Source organism: Paenibacillus ehimensis NBRC 15659, assembly GCF_004000785.1.
Taxonomy (GTDB): Bacteria; Bacillota; Bacilli; order Paenibacillales; family NBRC-103111; genus Paenibacillus_G; species Paenibacillus_G ehimensis.
The window spans coordinates 64,157-78,106 of record NZ_BILX01000032.1 but is presented as its reverse complement, the minus strand read 5'-3'; the positions used below and the strand labels follow the sequence as shown (position 1 = coordinate 78,106).

At 55.3% G+C, this 13,950-nt stretch carries 18 protein-coding genes and 1 riboswitch; of the genes, 10 read left to right on the top strand and 8 right to left on the bottom strand.

Annotated features, from left to right (window positions below; all coding sequences use genetic code 11):
• The gene (locus PEH01S_RS19145) at positions 1–558 is read right to left on the bottom strand and encodes a DJ-1/PfpI family protein (RefSeq protein WP_127487446.1); all 558 of its coding nucleotides are present in this window, start codon (positions 556–558) and stop codon (positions 1–3) included.
• Positions 559–729: 171 nt separating this feature from the next.
• Between PEH01S_RS19145 and PEH01S_RS19140 the strand changes: the two genes are divergently transcribed.
• Positions 730–966 carry a hypothetical protein gene (locus PEH01S_RS19140; protein WP_025851715.1) on the top strand — a complete coding sequence of 79 codons (237 nt, stop codon included), beginning with the start codon at positions 730–732 and terminating at the stop codon, positions 964–966.
• A 65-nt stretch (positions 967–1,031) separates the two neighbouring features.
• Here PEH01S_RS19140 and ytvI read toward each other — a convergent pair whose 3' ends face one another.
• The gene (gene ytvI, locus PEH01S_RS19135; protein WP_127487444.1) at positions 1,032–2,141 is read right to left on the bottom strand and encodes a sporulation integral membrane protein YtvI; all 1,110 of its coding nucleotides are present in this window, start codon (positions 2,139–2,141) and stop codon (positions 1,032–1,034) included.
• A gap of 25 nt (positions 2,142–2,166) precedes the next feature.
• Positions 2,167–2,526 carry a winged helix-turn-helix transcriptional regulator gene (locus tag PEH01S_RS19130; RefSeq protein ID WP_025851712.1) on the bottom strand — a complete coding sequence of 120 codons (360 nt, stop codon included), beginning with the start codon at positions 2,524–2,526 and terminating at the stop codon, positions 2,167–2,169.
• Between the two features lie 170 nt (positions 2,527–2,696).
• Between PEH01S_RS19130 and PEH01S_RS19125 the strand changes: the two genes are divergently transcribed.
• The 8 genes from PEH01S_RS19125 (at position 2,697) to PEH01S_RS19090 (ending at position 9,000) form a co-directional block, all read left to right on the top strand.
• The gene (locus PEH01S_RS19125; RefSeq protein ID WP_010491539.1) at positions 2,697–2,999 is read left to right on the top strand and encodes a heme biosynthesis protein HemY; all 303 of its coding nucleotides are present in this window, start codon (positions 2,697–2,699) and stop codon (positions 2,997–2,999) included.
• A 36-nt stretch (positions 3,000–3,035) separates the two neighbouring features.
• The gene (locus PEH01S_RS19120; protein ID WP_025851711.1) at positions 3,036–3,263 is read left to right on the top strand and encodes a DUF1450 domain-containing protein; all 228 of its coding nucleotides are present in this window, start codon (positions 3,036–3,038) and stop codon (positions 3,261–3,263) included.
• 145 nt (positions 3,264–3,408) lie between these two features.
• On the top strand, positions 3,409–4,899 hold the full coding sequence (locus PEH01S_RS19115; RefSeq protein ID WP_246062991.1) for an esterase-like activity of phytase family protein: 1,491 nt from the start codon (positions 3,409–3,411) through the stop codon (positions 4,897–4,899).
• 186 nt (positions 4,900–5,085) lie between these two features.
• Positions 5,086–6,318 (top strand): MDR family MFS transporter, encoded by a 1,233-nt coding sequence (locus PEH01S_RS19110; protein ID WP_127487442.1) that lies wholly within the window; start codon positions 5,086–5,088, stop codon positions 6,316–6,318.
• A 94-nt stretch (positions 6,319–6,412) separates the two neighbouring features.
• Positions 6,413–6,502, top strand: a riboswitch (cyclic di-GMP riboswitch).
• Between the two features lie 85 nt (positions 6,503–6,587).
• Positions 6,588–6,893: a hypothetical protein gene (locus PEH01S_RS19105; protein ID WP_025851706.1), complete on the top strand. Its 306-nt coding sequence runs from the start codon at positions 6,588–6,590 to the stop codon at positions 6,891–6,893.
• Between the two features lie 115 nt (positions 6,894–7,008).
• A complete protein-coding gene (locus PEH01S_RS19100) occupies positions 7,009–7,818 on the top strand; it encodes a DUF2935 domain-containing protein (RefSeq protein WP_025851705.1) in 810 nt (269 codons plus the stop codon).
• Positions 7,819–8,017: 199 nt separating this feature from the next.
• Positions 8,018–8,515, top strand: a complete 498-nt coding sequence (locus PEH01S_RS19095) for a CBO0543 family protein (RefSeq protein ID WP_127487440.1) — start codon at positions 8,018–8,020, stop codon at positions 8,513–8,515.
• Positions 8,512–9,000, top strand: a complete 489-nt coding sequence (locus tag PEH01S_RS19090; protein ID WP_025851703.1) for a CBO0543 family protein — start codon at positions 8,512–8,514, stop codon at positions 8,998–9,000. The genes PEH01S_RS19095 and PEH01S_RS19090 overlap by 4 nt, the downstream gene beginning before the upstream one ends.
• A 2-nt stretch (positions 9,001–9,002) precedes the next feature.
• Here PEH01S_RS19090 and PEH01S_RS19085 read toward each other — a convergent pair whose 3' ends face one another.
• On the bottom strand, positions 9,003–10,184 hold the full coding sequence (locus PEH01S_RS19085) for a THUMP domain-containing class I SAM-dependent RNA methyltransferase (protein WP_025851702.1): 1,182 nt from the start codon (positions 10,182–10,184) through the stop codon (positions 9,003–9,005).
• A gap of 140 nt (positions 10,185–10,324) precedes the next feature.
• Here PEH01S_RS19085 and PEH01S_RS19080 point away from each other — a divergent pair, with 140 nt between their 5' ends.
• Positions 10,325–10,969: an O-methyltransferase gene (locus PEH01S_RS19080; RefSeq protein WP_025851700.1), complete on the top strand. Its 645-nt coding sequence runs from the start codon at positions 10,325–10,327 to the stop codon at positions 10,967–10,969.
• Positions 10,970–11,159: 190 nt separating this feature from the next.
• Here PEH01S_RS19080 and PEH01S_RS35490 read toward each other — a convergent pair whose 3' ends face one another.
• From PEH01S_RS35490 to PEH01S_RS19065, 4 genes are all read right to left on the bottom strand, one after another.
• Positions 11,160–11,435 (bottom strand): hypothetical protein, encoded by a 276-nt coding sequence (locus tag PEH01S_RS35490; RefSeq protein WP_246062990.1) that lies wholly within the window; start codon positions 11,433–11,435, stop codon positions 11,160–11,162.
• Positions 11,436–11,467: 32 nt separating this feature from the next.
• Positions 11,468–11,602 (bottom strand): hypothetical protein, encoded by a 135-nt coding sequence (locus PEH01S_RS35835; protein WP_281281492.1) that lies wholly within the window; start codon positions 11,600–11,602, stop codon positions 11,468–11,470.
• Between the two features lie 16 nt (positions 11,603–11,618).
• A complete protein-coding gene (locus PEH01S_RS19070) occupies positions 11,619–12,245 on the bottom strand; it encodes an iron-containing redox enzyme family protein (protein ID WP_025851697.1) in 627 nt (208 codons plus the stop codon).
• A gap of 358 nt (positions 12,246–12,603) precedes the next feature.
• The gene (locus PEH01S_RS19065) at positions 12,604–13,815 is read right to left on the bottom strand and encodes an MFS transporter (protein ID WP_127487438.1); all 1,212 of its coding nucleotides are present in this window, start codon (positions 13,813–13,815) and stop codon (positions 12,604–12,606) included.
• Between the last annotated feature and the right edge of the window lie 135 nt (positions 13,816–13,950).

Here is a 13,950-nt window from a genome sequence, read left to right as displayed (position 1 = left end):
TTACTTCAAAAGCTTCAAAAATTCGCGCATGAATCCCGGCAGATCAGGCCAGGCATGCCCGGTGACGAGCTTTCCGTCCACATGAAGCGTGTCCGGGCCGTAGGTAGCTCCGAGGCGCTCAATATCGGGGCGGCAAGCCGTATACGCGGTCATGGTACGGCCTTTGAAATAGCTGTAATCCGGGAGCGAGACGAACACTTGAGCCGCATGGCATATAGCCCCGACAGGTTTGTCCGCTTCCAGGAAATGAGCAAGAATGCGAGGGACGTTGGCGTCGGAACGAATGTATTCCGGCGCCCGGCCGCCCGGTATAATTAGCCCGTTATATTCGGACGGGTCCACCTCCGCAAAGGCAATATGGGACGGAAGCCGGTGACCGAGCTTCTCCGTATAGGTCTCCCAACCTTCGACGAAATCGTGCACGACGGTGTGAAGCGTCTTTTTCGTCGGCGAGGCGATCACCGCTTCGTACCCTTCCTCCAACAGCCGGTAGTACGGATAATACACCTCCAATACTTCAACCGCGTCTCCTGTCAGTACAAGTACTTTTTTAGACATGGTATCACTCCTTGGTAAAGGTTGGAATGTCACTCTACCATTATGCTGCATCGGGGAATAACTGTAAACGGGTTGAAATTGTCGGGATTTGTCGAATTGTTTCGGGATTGCCGAAAGATGGTGTATACTGTAGAGGAGGGTCATTCGAACAAGGAAAGGGGACGCTTCGTCATGTGGAGCCGATTGTGGTCGCTGCGGCATTGGGGGCATGTATTCCGCCGGATTTTCCCGCTGCTGCGCTCGCCCAAAGTGCCGATAGGAGAAAAGCTGCTGTTTTTCGTCCCTGCGCTCGTGTATTGGATTATGCCCGATGCGCTGCCGTTTGTTCCGCTGGACGATATCGCCGTTACGATGCTGCTCATGAACTGGTTCACCGACCGGGCGGAGCGCAAATACGGCGCCACCTGATAAATACGCAAAGAGCTGCCCGCGGGCAGCTCTTTTCTTCCTCTAAAAGAGTCTATCAAGGAACGCTATTTGCTCTTCGGAAGCTCCGGCTCATACTCCTCCGCCGGCATGCGGATCCATTTTTTCAAATAGCCTTGCTCGTACAGCGCTTTGATCAGGATGATGAGAATCGGCGACAAAATCAGTCCGGCTACGCCGAACAGGGACAGCGACACGATCATGAAGGAAAGCATTGTAAAAGCGGAAACCCCTAGCGAATCGCCGGTTATTTTCGGCTCCAGGATTTGCCTTGCGGAGATCACGACTGCGAGCAGAACGGCGAGCCAGATGGCCAGCGTCGTTTGGCCGACGACGAGCAGGTAGATGATCCACGGAATGAACAGCGTCGAGACGCCGAGCAGCGGCAGCACGTCGAAGATGGCGGCCAGCAGCGCAACGGAAAACGCGTTTTTGATATTCATGACGAGCAGCGCGATGAAGATGACGGCAAACGTCACGCTGATCAGCTTGGCCTGCGCCTTGATATAGGTGACGATGCCGATCAGCACGTTTTCCCGGAGGAAATGGAACGCCTTCTTGAACGTGTTGGGCGTCTTATCCTCGGCGATACGCTTCCATGATTCGATTTCGATGCTTAGAAAATAGGCCAAAATGATCGCAATGACGAAGTTCACCACGAAAGCCGAAAAGGACGTGAGAACCGTAAACGTGCTGGTCAGGAACGAACGGACGATTTCGGTCGCTTTTTTCGCGATTTCCGCCGAGTATTCCTTCGCTTTATTCACGATGTCTTCCGTCGGAAGCGTGCCGAAGCGGTCTTGCAGATGGTCCGTCTGCTTGGCGATTTCCTGTGTCAGCACCGCGGCGTATTCGGGCAGTTTGTCTTTCAGGTTGACGATCTGGCTCGTGAAGATGACCCCGGCGCCGGTAATCGCCCCAAGGATGATGAGCACGAAGATGATGGTCGAAATCGCGGACGCAATCGCCTTCTTGATGCCTCGGCGGTGCAGGAAGCGCGCGAACGGCTCAATGATCATGTACACGATAAAAGCCAGGAAGATCGGGGTCGCAATGCGGTACAGGTAACTGAAGATGAACATAAACAGATACACGGTAATCACAAGCAATGCGATGTCGAAGATCGTTTTGTAATATTTGCGGTAAAAAGAAATCATTGGGTCACCTCGGAATCTCGGCGGGTCAGCACCATTTGGCCGCCCACAGCTTCATTTCTTTTAGCATTCGGTGCAAATCCTCGCCTTTGGGCGTCAGCGTGTATTCGACCGTCACAGGGACGGTCGGATAGGCCGTCCGTTCGAGCACGCCGTTTTCCTCCAAGTGGCGCAAGGTGTCCGTCAGCGATTTGGGGCTGATGGATGATATGCTGCGCTGCAGCTCGCCAAACCGTTTCGTTCCTCCGAACAGCTCCCGCAGAACGAGAAACGACCATTTCCCGCCGATCACGTCAAGCGCTTTTTCAATCGAGCACTCGATGTGGACAGGCTGCTTGGGGACATAATTGCCGGGGTGCCGGTTTTGTTTGCTTTCCGTCAATGACATCTCGCAGTCTCCTCGCTTTCCATTCGTGCGTGAGTTCATATACCTGTAATCATATCAGAAACGGGCGGCTTCTTACCAGCATTTGTGAACCGGCGGCGGAAGGTTGCTTTCGTTCCCGGGTTTATATACAATAAGGGGAAAATGCTTAATAGTGGGAGATGTGCCTGGACATGAAATGCAAAATTTCGCGCAACGCCGCCAAGGTGCTTTTGGCCGAGATGGAACAAGAGGAAAACAAAGAATTGAAGCTTCGCGTATATGTAACGCACAAGCACGGCGATCATGCGCACTACGGACTCGGGATGGACACGCCTACGGAGAATGACGTGGTTGTGACCACCGACAGCGGAATCGACGTTATTTTGCAGAAGGACGAGCCGTTGCTGGACGGCGTGCGCGTCGACTACTTCTATTTGCCGGAGGAAGGCTTTGCGGTCACCAATCCGAGCAAAGGCAACCACGGCGACCATTAATCCGCCGCCCGGCTGTCTCAGAAAGGATAACTCCGCATGGCCAACGATATTCGCGTTTGCGACAAATGCAAGCATATGAGAATGAAAACCGCGCTGCCGAAGCTGCAGAAGCTGGCGCCTGACGCCGACATCAAGGTCGGCTGCAAGTCCTATTGCGGCCCGTGCTCGCGGTTTGCCTTCATTTATATTAACGGCCGGTACGTGACCGGCGCGACGGAAGACGAAGCGATCGAGAAAGCGAGCAAGTATATCAAGAAGAAATGACGGACGAACCTCCTGACGCCGCTTGCGGCCGGGAGGTTTTTTCTTAACAAAATCTTCATACGCCCTTTACATCGTCGAAACAATCGGGAACTATGCTAGGAAAAGTGAGTCCAAGAACCTAGTTTGATTCGCCGGAGGGGTATGTATGATGAAACGTTTGTTGAAAAAGAGAAAATGGCTGGTCCTGTCGCTCGCCGCAATGACGCTGATGGGAGCGCAGACCGCAGCAGCCGCCGAAGGCGGGATGGAAGCGGTCGGCACGAAGTTCGGCATCTGGTCGGGCGGGAAAGAAGTGAAGACGGACAAGGCTCCCGTCCTGATCGACGGCAGTACCTATGTCCCGCTGCGTGCGCTCGGAGAAGCGCTCGGCAAGCAGGTGGAATGGAACGAATGGACGCAGTCGATCCGGCTGAAGGAGATGCCGAAGGTTGCCGCCGTACACGAATGGAAAAATCCCGGGACGCTGGTCGGAAGCCTGAAAGAGGGCGGCTTCTCGGGGCTGATCCATCTGCCGGGCGACCCGGCCGACGTGTTCTATACGCTGGCTGACCGCGGGCCGAACGGCGAGTTCGGCAAGGACAAGCTGCGCACGTTCCCGAACGAGGCGTATGTGCCGCGCATCTACAAGATTAAAGCGGCCGACGGAACGATCGAAGTGCTCGAAACGATCAAGCTGCATTTGCCGATCGGCAAGACGGACAAGTTCAGCAAGACGGCGGAGCTTACCGGTCTGCCGAACGTGGAAGGCAGCGACGAAGTTCCTTACGACGGCAGCGGCATGAAGAAGCTGGCCTATGACCCGGACGGGCTGGACCTCGAAGGCATCGCCTATAACCCGGTGGACGACACGTTCTGGCTGTCGGACGAGTATCGCCCTTCCGTGCTGCAGGTGAAGCGCGACGGTACGGTTGTTGGACGATACGTGCCGCAGGGGGCGAAGGAGCAGCTGGTTGCGGCCGGCGCGCAAACCGAGATTTACGACATTTTGCCGGCGGTGTATGCGAAGCGGATTCCGAACCGGGGCTTCGAAGGCGTCACCATTTCGCCGGACGGCAAATATCTATACGCTTCGATCCAAAGCCCGATGGCGGTTCCGGACAAGAAGACGGGCGAGGCGTCCCGCAATCTGCGCATCTTGAAGATGGATCTGGCCGCCAAAAAAGTCGTCGGCGAATACTTGTACATCGCGGAGAACGCCGATTCGTTCACGAATGTGAAGCAGAAGGACGTCGTGATCAGCGACTTGGCTGCTTTGAGCACCGATGTGCTGCTGGTGGACGAGCGTGATAAAAACAGCGGCAAGGAAGCGCAAATCAAGCGGATTTACCGCGCCGACTTCTCGGCGGCGACCAACCTGCTCGGCACGGAGCACAGCGACAATCTGGAGAAGCTGACGCTGGCGCAAATCAAGGAAAAAGGAATCGTGCCGGCCGGCAAGGAGCTGATCGTGGACGTGGCGAAGCTGGGCTATCCCCACGAGAAGCTGGAAGGGCTCGCGGTGGTGGATAAGCAGACGATCGCCGTTGTAAACGACAACGATTTCGGTGTGGACGGCTACGACGACCAAGGCCAGCTGAAGGTGAACGGAAACCCGTCGCAAATGTACATTATCCAGGTCGGCGAAGAATTAAAATAAAATCGTCAAGGAACGGAAGAGCTTGTCCCAAGCGGACGGGCTCTTTTCTGTCTTTTCATAATTTTTTGCCGAATGTCTGGGCAGGCTCGGCCAATTGCTGTATAATGAAATCCTGTTTCATTCTATGGTTTATTTTACCGTTGGTTTAAAATATCAAGGGTTATATAGGGAGAGAAGGTCGGTACGATGTTCGCAGCTGTAAAGTCTCGTTTGCTTCATTTCTTACGCGATTATCATCCGATCGTGCATGTGCTGCTTGTAGGTACCGCTTTGGCGCGGATCGCTTCGTCCATGAGCATGCCGTTTCTGGCCATTTATTTGTCCCGGGAGTCGGGGCTGCATCCGATCATGATCGGCGCGATCATCGGCATCGGCTCGCTTGCCGGCATGGCGGGCGGCTTCGTGGGCGGAGCTTTGTCCGACCGTCTGGGGCGCAAGTTCATCATGATGATCGCCTTGATCGGCTGGGTGGTCGTTTTCGCCGGCTTTGCGCTTGCCAAAGCGCCGCTGCTCTTCATGCTGTTCAATATGCTGAACGGGCTCTGCCGTTCGCTCTACGAGCCGGTCTCGCAGGCTCTGATGGCCGACGTGACGGTGAAAGAAAAGCGGCTTAACGTCTTCTCGATGCGTTATCTCGCGATCAATGTCGGCGTAGCCGTCGGACCGCTGCTCGGCGCTTACTTCGGCATGTTCGAAGCTTGGCTTCCGTTTCTGGTCACGGCCTTCATCTATTTGGCCTATGCCGCTTTGCTCTATGCGCTGCTGCAGGCGTTCGGCATTCGTCAGATCGAGGGCGAGCATCGCAGCGGAGTGACGGTGCGCTCGGCATGGCGGGTCATCGCGAGCGACCGCGTGTTCCGTTACTACATTGCCGGAGGGATCATCGGCGCGATCGGCTATTCACAGATGATGTCCACTCTGTCGCAATACGTGCAGCAAAGCGCAGCCGACGGAGCGACGCTGTTCGCGCTGCTGATGACGATCAATGCGGTGACGGTCGTTCTGCTGCAGGTGCCGCTGTCGAAAATGTTCGAAGGCCGCGGTCCGATGGCTGCGATTGCGGTGGGCGGTCTCATGTTTGCGCTCGGGGATATCGGCTATGCGGTATCTACCGGCTGGATCGGATTTATGATCTCCATGGTCCTGTTCACCATCGGGGAAGTGCTGAATTTTCCGGCAACGAACATGCTGATCGACCGCTTGGCGCCGGAGGGAATGCGGGGCACGTATTTCGGCGCGCAGTCGTTTACGAATCTCGGGCATTTTCTCGGTCCTTTGGCAGGCGGCGTACTGTTGTCCGAATGGGGAGGCGGTCCGCTATTCTCCATCATGGCCGCCGTTACGGTAGCCGGAATTTATTTTTATTGGAAAGGCCAGCAAGTCTACAAAATGTATCAAAATTCACATGAAAATTCATGAAAATAGGCCATAAGGACTATGTATTCTACAAGGTTGATCTTTTATCCTAAGAGATGAGATTCAATCTATACACAAAAAGACAATTTTCGAGCGTGCTCGATAAAGGCAAACCGGGCGATGCCCGCGGGCGCAGAGCTATAGGGCTAAGGCGCCAAGGTTGCGCGATGCCAGCCGGTTTACCGAAGGCACGGAGACGCGCGATGATAGATGCGGACTCCCGTACCGTGAACGGAGAGTCTTTTTGTTTGCATATAAAGGAGCGAGAACGGATGGCAGATCAGACCCAAGGACGGAGCATTATGACGAAGCAAGGCTTCTATACCAAAGTGGGCAACGACTTCGTCGGCGTTTTTTTGTCGAGCGAAGGCCCGAAAATGTTCATTAATCGCGAGGTGTACGAGCTCGCCTCCTCTTGCTGGGACGTCGAAATGGTCAAAGGGCGCAGCCGGCAGGTCATTACGTTTTATTGGCGCGGCGAGGTAAAGCTTTCCGTGCGATGCGATGCGGACAATGAAGTCTTCATGTCGCTCTTCGATTATTGGAGCTGCCGGGCGCAGGACCTCCGTCACGCCTAGCGGCCGCCTGCCGATCCCGCTTCTTTCCTCCGAATAGGCACTCGCCCTGGTCGTGGTGCATACGATGCTTGTAGCACATGACGGCTTACCGGCCGACGGGGAGGCAGAGACAGGGATGGCAACGGATTTTGAAACATCCGCGGCGTTCGAACACCGGTTCTGGCTGCAGGTGATGGGAGATCATGCCCGGTTTATTAAAGATTCGCTATCTGCGGACGAATCCGAAGAAGTGACGCGGGCCCGGGCGATGATCGCGGCCTTCGACGGGCTGCTGCAGCGCGCCCGCAAGACGCAAGAGCGCGAGCGGCTAAGCGAGATTACGCGGGAGGCGTACCGCTTGACGCAGCAATTGCGCGGCTTCAAGCTGCATCTGCTGCAGAGGCAGTTGATCGGGAAGATCACAATTGGATTGTCGGCATCGTTTTTGAGCCATATGGTGAACGAGGCGGAGGAATACTTGCGGGTGCTGGGGAGTCTGCTTTCCGGTCAACCGGCCCCCGTGTTCCACGAGCTTCATCATCATCTGGTTTGGCTGCAGGACGCCTATGGGCATGCGAGCTCGATCGCAGGCGATCTCGATATGGCGGAATCGCGTTTGACCGAGATGGCACGGTCGTTCGATCAGCATTTTCGCGAGTTTTATTTGAAGGCGGTCGAGCTGGCCGGCTATTTGCGCGCAAACGTGAAGAAGTTTCCGGCTTTGGCGCGTTTCGGCAAAGAAGTGGAGCTGGAGATGGCGCTGTTCATGCAGTTTCTGCGGGAGCTGGAGGAGCTTCGCCTCAGCAAGCAGGCGCTTGGGACCTTGTCGCCTTTAATGGCCGATCATATGTCTCGCGAGGAGTGCTACTACCTGACGAAGCTCTCTCAAGCCTCGGAGCATAAAGCGCCCGTCTGCGACCCGGCCCGTCCTCGCGTAGAGGCTTAAAGCGAACGAATACATCCTTACAAGGCACAAGCTGAATCACCGCTCCGGCCTTGTAAGGATTTTTTGCATTTGACTAAAATCGTGTCGGGAAGGTTAAAGCGGCAGGCAAATGGAAATATTGGATGGTATCGTTCAAGACATGGTTGACAACCTTCCATCGGCGAACCCGATGAAGTTGCAACGGAGGACTGATACCCCCATGGCCAAGGAACAATCCCTACTGCTTTTGATGTGGATCGCCAGCGTGCTGCTGCTGTGTATGACCGGACGCCGACGCGTGAGAGCTACCATACTTCTGGTATTGATATTTCAAGCGCTGACCTGGTTATTGAGTTTAGTGCTGACGAGCTTGGCTTTGTTCGAATTTCCGGTGAGGGAATTGCCGAAGGCGACATCGATTAATTTCACGTTTGAGTTTATCCTTTTCCCGACCTATGCCGTCTGGTTTCACTATACGTATCCCGAGCGGAAAAGCAGGGTTCGTCAGATCGCGCACTATGCGCTGTTCGCCACGCTGTTCGTCGCGTTTTACAGCCTGATCGACCGGTTCACGTCGCTTGTGAAATTTCACGGTTCGCCGGCATGGCTGTATCTTACCTTTCCGACTGCGCTCTATATTACCCGGCAGGTGTTCTTATGGTTCGTTCGGAAGGAACCAGGAAAGTCTGCCGCGGGCTTATCGGAGAAACGGTTATGAGCAGGCTCATAGAGCAGTGGTTTCTTTTCTTTGTGTGGCTGATTACGCTGGCTTCCCTTTTGTTCATTCCGAAGGAAAAGTATCGCGTCGCGCTTATGGTTTTTCTATTTAAACAGTGCGTAACCTGGTTTCTCGGGCTACTTGTGGTCGAGTGGGGATGGATTGTCTACCCGCTGCGATTATTTTGGAAAGTGAATGACACCAGCTTTACGTTCGAATATTTCGTATATCCGGTCATCAGCATCTTCTTTATACTGCATTATCCCGAGCGCCGGGGCATAGGGGTGAAGCTTGCATATTATGCGGCTTTTACGACCGGAATCATGATACCGGAATATGTGATTGAGCGCTATACCGGTCTTATCGATTACTTGTACTGGACCTGGTATTGGAGCTGGATCAGCTTGTTTCTCACGTTCGGGGTATCCCGGTGGTTCTACGTCTGGTATTTTAAGCCGGTGCGGCCGGACAAAATCAAGCCCTGAGCTCATCGCTCAGGGCTTGGGTTCGTCTCCCGGTCCTTGCGCCACGCGTATAAGCCGCCCGGTGCGAAGTACTGGTACAATTGGCATTCGATCCGACCGTTGAACAGCTTCCGCTTCTTGTCTGCCGGCCGGTTCACGTAGTGCTCGAACTGCTTGGCCGGGCTCAGGACAAAAGCGGACCAGGTAGGAAGCTGCGCAAACAAGTGTCCGAAATCGCGGACGGCGCGTTCCGCTTCGCTGCGGTCACCCAGCCGTTCGCCGTAAGGCGGGTTCGTAATGATGCAGCCGTAGTCTCCTTGGGGCCGTGCCTTGGCCACCGGCAGCGTCTGCAGGCTGAGCTCCTTGGCCAGTCCGGCCGCTTTGGCCGACGCTTGGGCAACCTCGATCGCGCTGCGGTCAAGGTCCGAGCCGGCAATCTGCAGCGGCACGTCGTCGCGCACGAGATCATACGCTTCTTCGCGGGCTTCCTGCCATAACGACCCGGGGACGAGCGGCCACGCCTCCGCATTGAAGCTGCGTCTTAGGCCCGGCGCCAGATTCCAGCCGATCATGGCCGCTTCGACCGGGATCGTCCCGGAGCCGCAGAACGGATCGTACAGCGGCCGCTCCGGCTGCCAGCGGCTGAGCAGGATCATGGCTGCCGCCAGCGTTTCCTTCAGCGGCGCTTCGGTGACCAGCTTGCGGTAGCCGCGCTTGTGCAGCCCGGGGCCCGTCGTGTCCAGCGTAATCGTCGCGATATCGTTCAGCAGCGCCACCTCGATAACGAAGCGGCCGCCCGTTTCGCGGAACCATTCGGTCCCATAGCGCAGCTTCATGCTTTCGACGACGGCTTTCTTCACGATGCCCTGACAGGCGGGAACGCTGGACAGCTGCGATTTATGCGAGCGTCCTTCGACCGGAAACTCGCCGTCCTCGGGAATCCAATCCGGCCAAGGCAGCGCTTTGACGCCTTCGAACAGCTCGTCGAAGGTGCGCGCCGGGAATTGTCCCATTTTGACCAACACGCGGTCGGCGGTCCGCAGCCACAGGTTCGCCCGGGCGATCGCCAGCGCATCACCGACGAACGTGACACGGCCGTTCTCAACCGTCACCTGATCGTACCCCAGGTCGCGGACTTCCCGGGCAACAACGGCCTCCAGGCCCATGGGGGCGGTAGCAATCAATTCAATGGTGTTCGATGTCAACGGTTGCTCACTCCTTGGAAAAGCCATACAATAAACTAGTATAGGCGATTGGCCCCGATTATACAACGGCGGCGGGAACGAAGTAAGCAACGGTAAGCCGTACGCCCTACCGAGGACATAACGGAGGAGGAAGAACGGATATGACGGAGATGCCATTATCGGCGGAAGCGTATTTGGAAGGGTTGTTCGAGCCCGATGCGGAGCTTGAACGAGTGAAGGAGGGCATTCGGGAGAACGGGATGCCGGAAATTTCCATCGCGCCGGGGTACGGCCGGCTGCTGACGATGCTCACGCGGCTCGTACGCGCGGAGCAGGTGCTGGAGATCGGGGCGCTAGGCGGCTACAGCGGCATCTGTCTGGCCCGCGGGCTGTCTGCCGGCGGCAAGCTGGTATCGCTGGAGCTGAAGCAGGAGTATGCGGATTTGGCGCACAAGCATTTGCGCGAAGCGGGGCTTGGCGATAAGGTTGAATACCGCATCGGCGAGGCGCTGGACAGTCTCGAGGCGCTGTCGGCGGAAGGCCGGCGATTCGACTTGTTCTTTATTGATGCGGATAAGGGCAACTATCCGAATTACTTGGAATGGGCGATCAGGCTGGCCCGGCCGGGCGCGCTGATTCTTGGCGACAACCTGCTGATGCGCGGCAAGACGACCGATCCGGAGCAGTCCGGCAATGCCGTGACGAAGATGCGCCAATTTAACGAAAGCGTGGCGCGCGACCCGCGTCTGGAAGGCGTGCTGCTGCCGGCGTACGACGGCCTCGCCATTGCGAGAGTGCGGGAATAGCGGCGGATTTAAGCGAAGAAGTGAACGTATGGCGAAGAGACGGGTTCCGCGGCTGTGGCGGCAGGAGATGGCGTCTCTTTTCGCAGAGCTGACTGCGTGGTGCGAGAGAGTTTCGCACATTCGCCCATGTAATAATAGAAGGCCGGGAAGCGCGTTAAGCGTTCCTGGCCTTCTTTATCTATACCTCCGCTTACACGCTGACGGGTCTGTCGATCAGCTCGTTGGACGAAATGCCCAAAAATACGTAGGCTTCCTTCTTCATAACGCTCGGATCGTCGTTCCAGAAGCTCTGCAGCACGTCGATAAACCCGGAAGCCCGCGCGATGCGGTCCATCTGCATTTTCATAATCGCTCCGCTGCACAGCACGGCGCACTGGGAGACTTGGGGCAAAATGCCGCTCTGAAGCTGCTCCCAAATCGTGTTCACTTCGGGAGAAAAGACGATCGGCCGACCGTTCTTGATCATAAATCGGTTATCGACGAGGAGCTTAGCTCCGTTCAGCGAAGCAAGGCTGCTTTTACCAGTTTGCTTGCTTTCTCGGCGTCCTCCACCGTTAGCGAATCAAGCACCTGCCAGGACAAAACATTGTTCTTACGGTCTACGTGATACTTAAATACGTCATCAAATGCCATGTTTATTACACTCCTCCTATTTAAACCAGGACGCGAGCATGATATCGAGCGAACGGCACGTATATCGAACCAAATGCTCGGCTTCCTTTAGTTCGTTTTCGTTCATATCTTTAATGAGATGGTAGACGTTGCTGTGCTCCTCGTCCGCTTCGCAGTGAACTTCCCAATACTCCAGATTTGTAAATCCGGCTCTTTTCAAAATCGCGTAGGCGTGCAGGTACATGGCGTGGGCGTAGCCTTCCGCCGTACTGTTCACAAGAAGCAGCGACAAGTTTTCGCTCATGGAGCTCACAGCGCGGTACTGAAGCGATATGAAGTCTTCGGTTTCGTAATTAGGAAACGATTGTTCAGGATCGTCAAGCCCCAAATCTGTCATCCATTTGCGAAGCATTTCGGCGTGGTCTTTCTCTTCCTCGTAATGGGAGGAGAAGACATCGTGATCGACATCCGGGAACCGTTCCCAGCGCAGCTTAAGAAGCTCTGCGAAATGCTTGGATAAGTGATACAAGTGCACACACCATTTGAAATCTTGGGGCTTCGCGCTTTCGGGAAATCGGGTGAAAAAAGGGTTCGACTTTTTTGCTTTCTCAAGTTCTTCCGCGATGATAGCCGAAATTGTCTCAACAACTTGTGATTGCACCATAATGATCTTCCTCTTTTCTCTGTTGATTTGGGTACTTCCCGGCGGAACGGCAGATGACGGAACATAGCGGACTTCTGTTTCTGGTTCACCTCCTTTGGAAAGACCGTGAATAAGGCAAGCAGGAGGAAAAAATATTTAATTTTCTTTACTATTTCTTACATTCTTATTATCGGATACAATTTCCTTCTCTTGTTAGGAAAAATGGCATAATTTATTTATTAAGTTTTCATTAAAGTTCACTAATTTGTCAAATTTTCGGACAAAATGGGCGGATATTCACAGATTTTTGACAAAAAAACCTGCAAGCCCGGGATGACAAAGCACCAAAGGCTTACAGGTTGACCGCTGCAAGGAAGGGTTATGAAGGGGCGCCGGTCGATTTTTGTCGGAGCAGAATCGATTTGCGGGCCCACAAGCCGTTAATCAAGAGCAGCACGGCCGAAACGAGAAAAAGCTGCTGGATCGTCATCACGCCGGAGATCGCTCCGCCTGCGACGGGGCCCAGCATGTTCCCGAGCGCAAGCGCGCTCGTATTGAAGCTGTAGGAGCGGCTTTCCATCCCGTTCGGCGTATATTTCCGGATGAGCGCGTTCACCGTAGGAAGCAGCCCTCCGAGAAAAATGCCGAGGAAAAACCGGGCCGCGCAGAGCTGCCATACGTTCTCGACGAAGGCTTGCGGGACCGAAGCCACGGCGGCGCCGAGCAGGCACGTCACAAGAATTTTCTCCGGTCCGATCCGGTCGGATAGCTTGCCGAACACCGGCGAAGCGATCATATTGGAGAAGCCGGTCACCGATCCGACCAGACCGGCGTAGAACGCCAGCATCTCGTCTTGTCCGTGAAGCTGCTGGACGAACAGCGGGAGAAGCGGCATGACGCTCAGCAGCGAGAACTGGATCAAGAAGGTGACGGAGTACAGCGAAGGAAGCTGCGAAATGCCCCGCAGCTCGTTGAACGCCGCCAGCATCGATTGCTTCGGCTTCTGAAGCGCTTTTTTCGCATCGAACGTTTCCTTCACGAGCACCGCTGCGAGCAGCGAGGCGGCGAAGAGCGTAGCGCCCGTCACGAAGAAAATATTGCGGAACCCGATCCATTCCGCCAGCAGCCCGCCGAGAAACGGCCCGAGAATCGAGCCGGCGACGGAGCCGGACTGCAGCGTGCCCATCGCGAAGCCGACCTTCTCCCGCGGCGTGGTGGCCGACATGAGCGCGACCCCTGCGGGCACGAAGCCGGACACCGTGCCGTTCAAGAGGCGGAGCAGCAGCAAATGCCAGGCGCTGGTCGAGAAGCCCATCAGCGTCATGACGACCGCCATGCCGAAGCCGGAGCGCAGCAGCATCACCTTGCGTCCGTACCGGTCGGCGAGTCCGCCCCAGATCGGTTGAAAGATAAAGGAGGTGACGAAATTCCCCGCAAAGATGACTCCCGCCCATGTAGCAACGGCATGAGGTTCATGAAGGCCCAGCTCCTGCAAATACAAAGGCAAAAAAGGAACAATCATCGTCATGCCGGCCATGACCAAAAATTGTCCCACCCATAATACGATTAAGTTAACCTGCCATTTCGCCACGCGAGCTCGCCTCTTTTCAAGCTGACCATCGCATGCAAACCGAATACCATGTTTGCCGTTATCAGTGTGCTGGTCTATGTAATGTAACGTTCGACATGATTCGAGTATACTCCCATTATTTCTGCGATGCAAACG

Coding starts and splice junctions, on each gene's coding strand:
- PEH01S_RS19145 (WP_127487446.1), bottom strand. CDS start 558: ATGTCTAAAAAAGTACTTGTACTGACAGGAGACGCGGTTGAAGTATTG.
- PEH01S_RS19070 (WP_025851697.1), bottom strand. CDS start 12,245: ATGGTGCAATCACAAGTTGTTGAGACAATTTCGGCTATCATCGCGGAA.
- PEH01S_RS19120 (WP_025851711.1), top strand. CDS start 3,036: ATGGCCAACGATATTCGCGTTTGCGACAAATGCAAGCATATGAGAATG.
- PEH01S_RS19140 (WP_025851715.1), top strand. CDS start 730: ATGTGGAGCCGATTGTGGTCGCTGCGGCATTGGGGGCATGTATTCCGC.
- PEH01S_RS35835 (WP_281281492.1), bottom strand. CDS start 11,602: ATGGCATTTGATGACGTATTTAAGTATCACGTAGACCGTAAGAACAAT.
- PEH01S_RS19095 (WP_127487440.1), top strand. CDS start 8,018: ATGGCCAAGGAACAATCCCTACTGCTTTTGATGTGGATCGCCAGCGTG.
- PEH01S_RS19100 (WP_025851705.1), top strand. CDS start 7,009: ATGGCAACGGATTTTGAAACATCCGCGGCGTTCGAACACCGGTTCTGG.
- PEH01S_RS19090 (WP_025851703.1), top strand. CDS start 8,512: ATGAGCAGGCTCATAGAGCAGTGGTTTCTTTTCTTTGTGTGGCTGATT.
- PEH01S_RS19110 (WP_127487442.1), top strand. CDS start 5,086: ATGTTCGCAGCTGTAAAGTCTCGTTTGCTTCATTTCTTACGCGATTAT.
- PEH01S_RS19080 (WP_025851700.1), top strand. CDS start 10,325: ATGACGGAGATGCCATTATCGGCGGAAGCGTATTTGGAAGGGTTGTTC.
- ytvI (WP_127487444.1), bottom strand. CDS start 2,141: ATGATTTCTTTTTACCGCAAATATTACAAAACGATCTTCGACATCGCA.
- PEH01S_RS19130 (WP_025851712.1), bottom strand. CDS start 2,526: ATGTCATTGACGGAAAGCAAACAAAACCGGCACCCCGGCAATTATGTC.
- PEH01S_RS19115 (WP_246062991.1), top strand. CDS start 3,409: ATGATGAAACGTTTGTTGAAAAAGAGAAAATGGCTGGTCCTGTCGCTC.
- PEH01S_RS19125 (WP_010491539.1), top strand. CDS start 2,697: ATGAAATGCAAAATTTCGCGCAACGCCGCCAAGGTGCTTTTGGCCGAG.
- PEH01S_RS19105 (WP_025851706.1), top strand. CDS start 6,588: ATGGCAGATCAGACCCAAGGACGGAGCATTATGACGAAGCAAGGCTTC.
- PEH01S_RS35490 (WP_246062990.1), bottom strand. CDS start 11,435: ATGATCAAGAACGGTCGGCCGATCGTCTTTTCTCCCGAAGTGAACACG.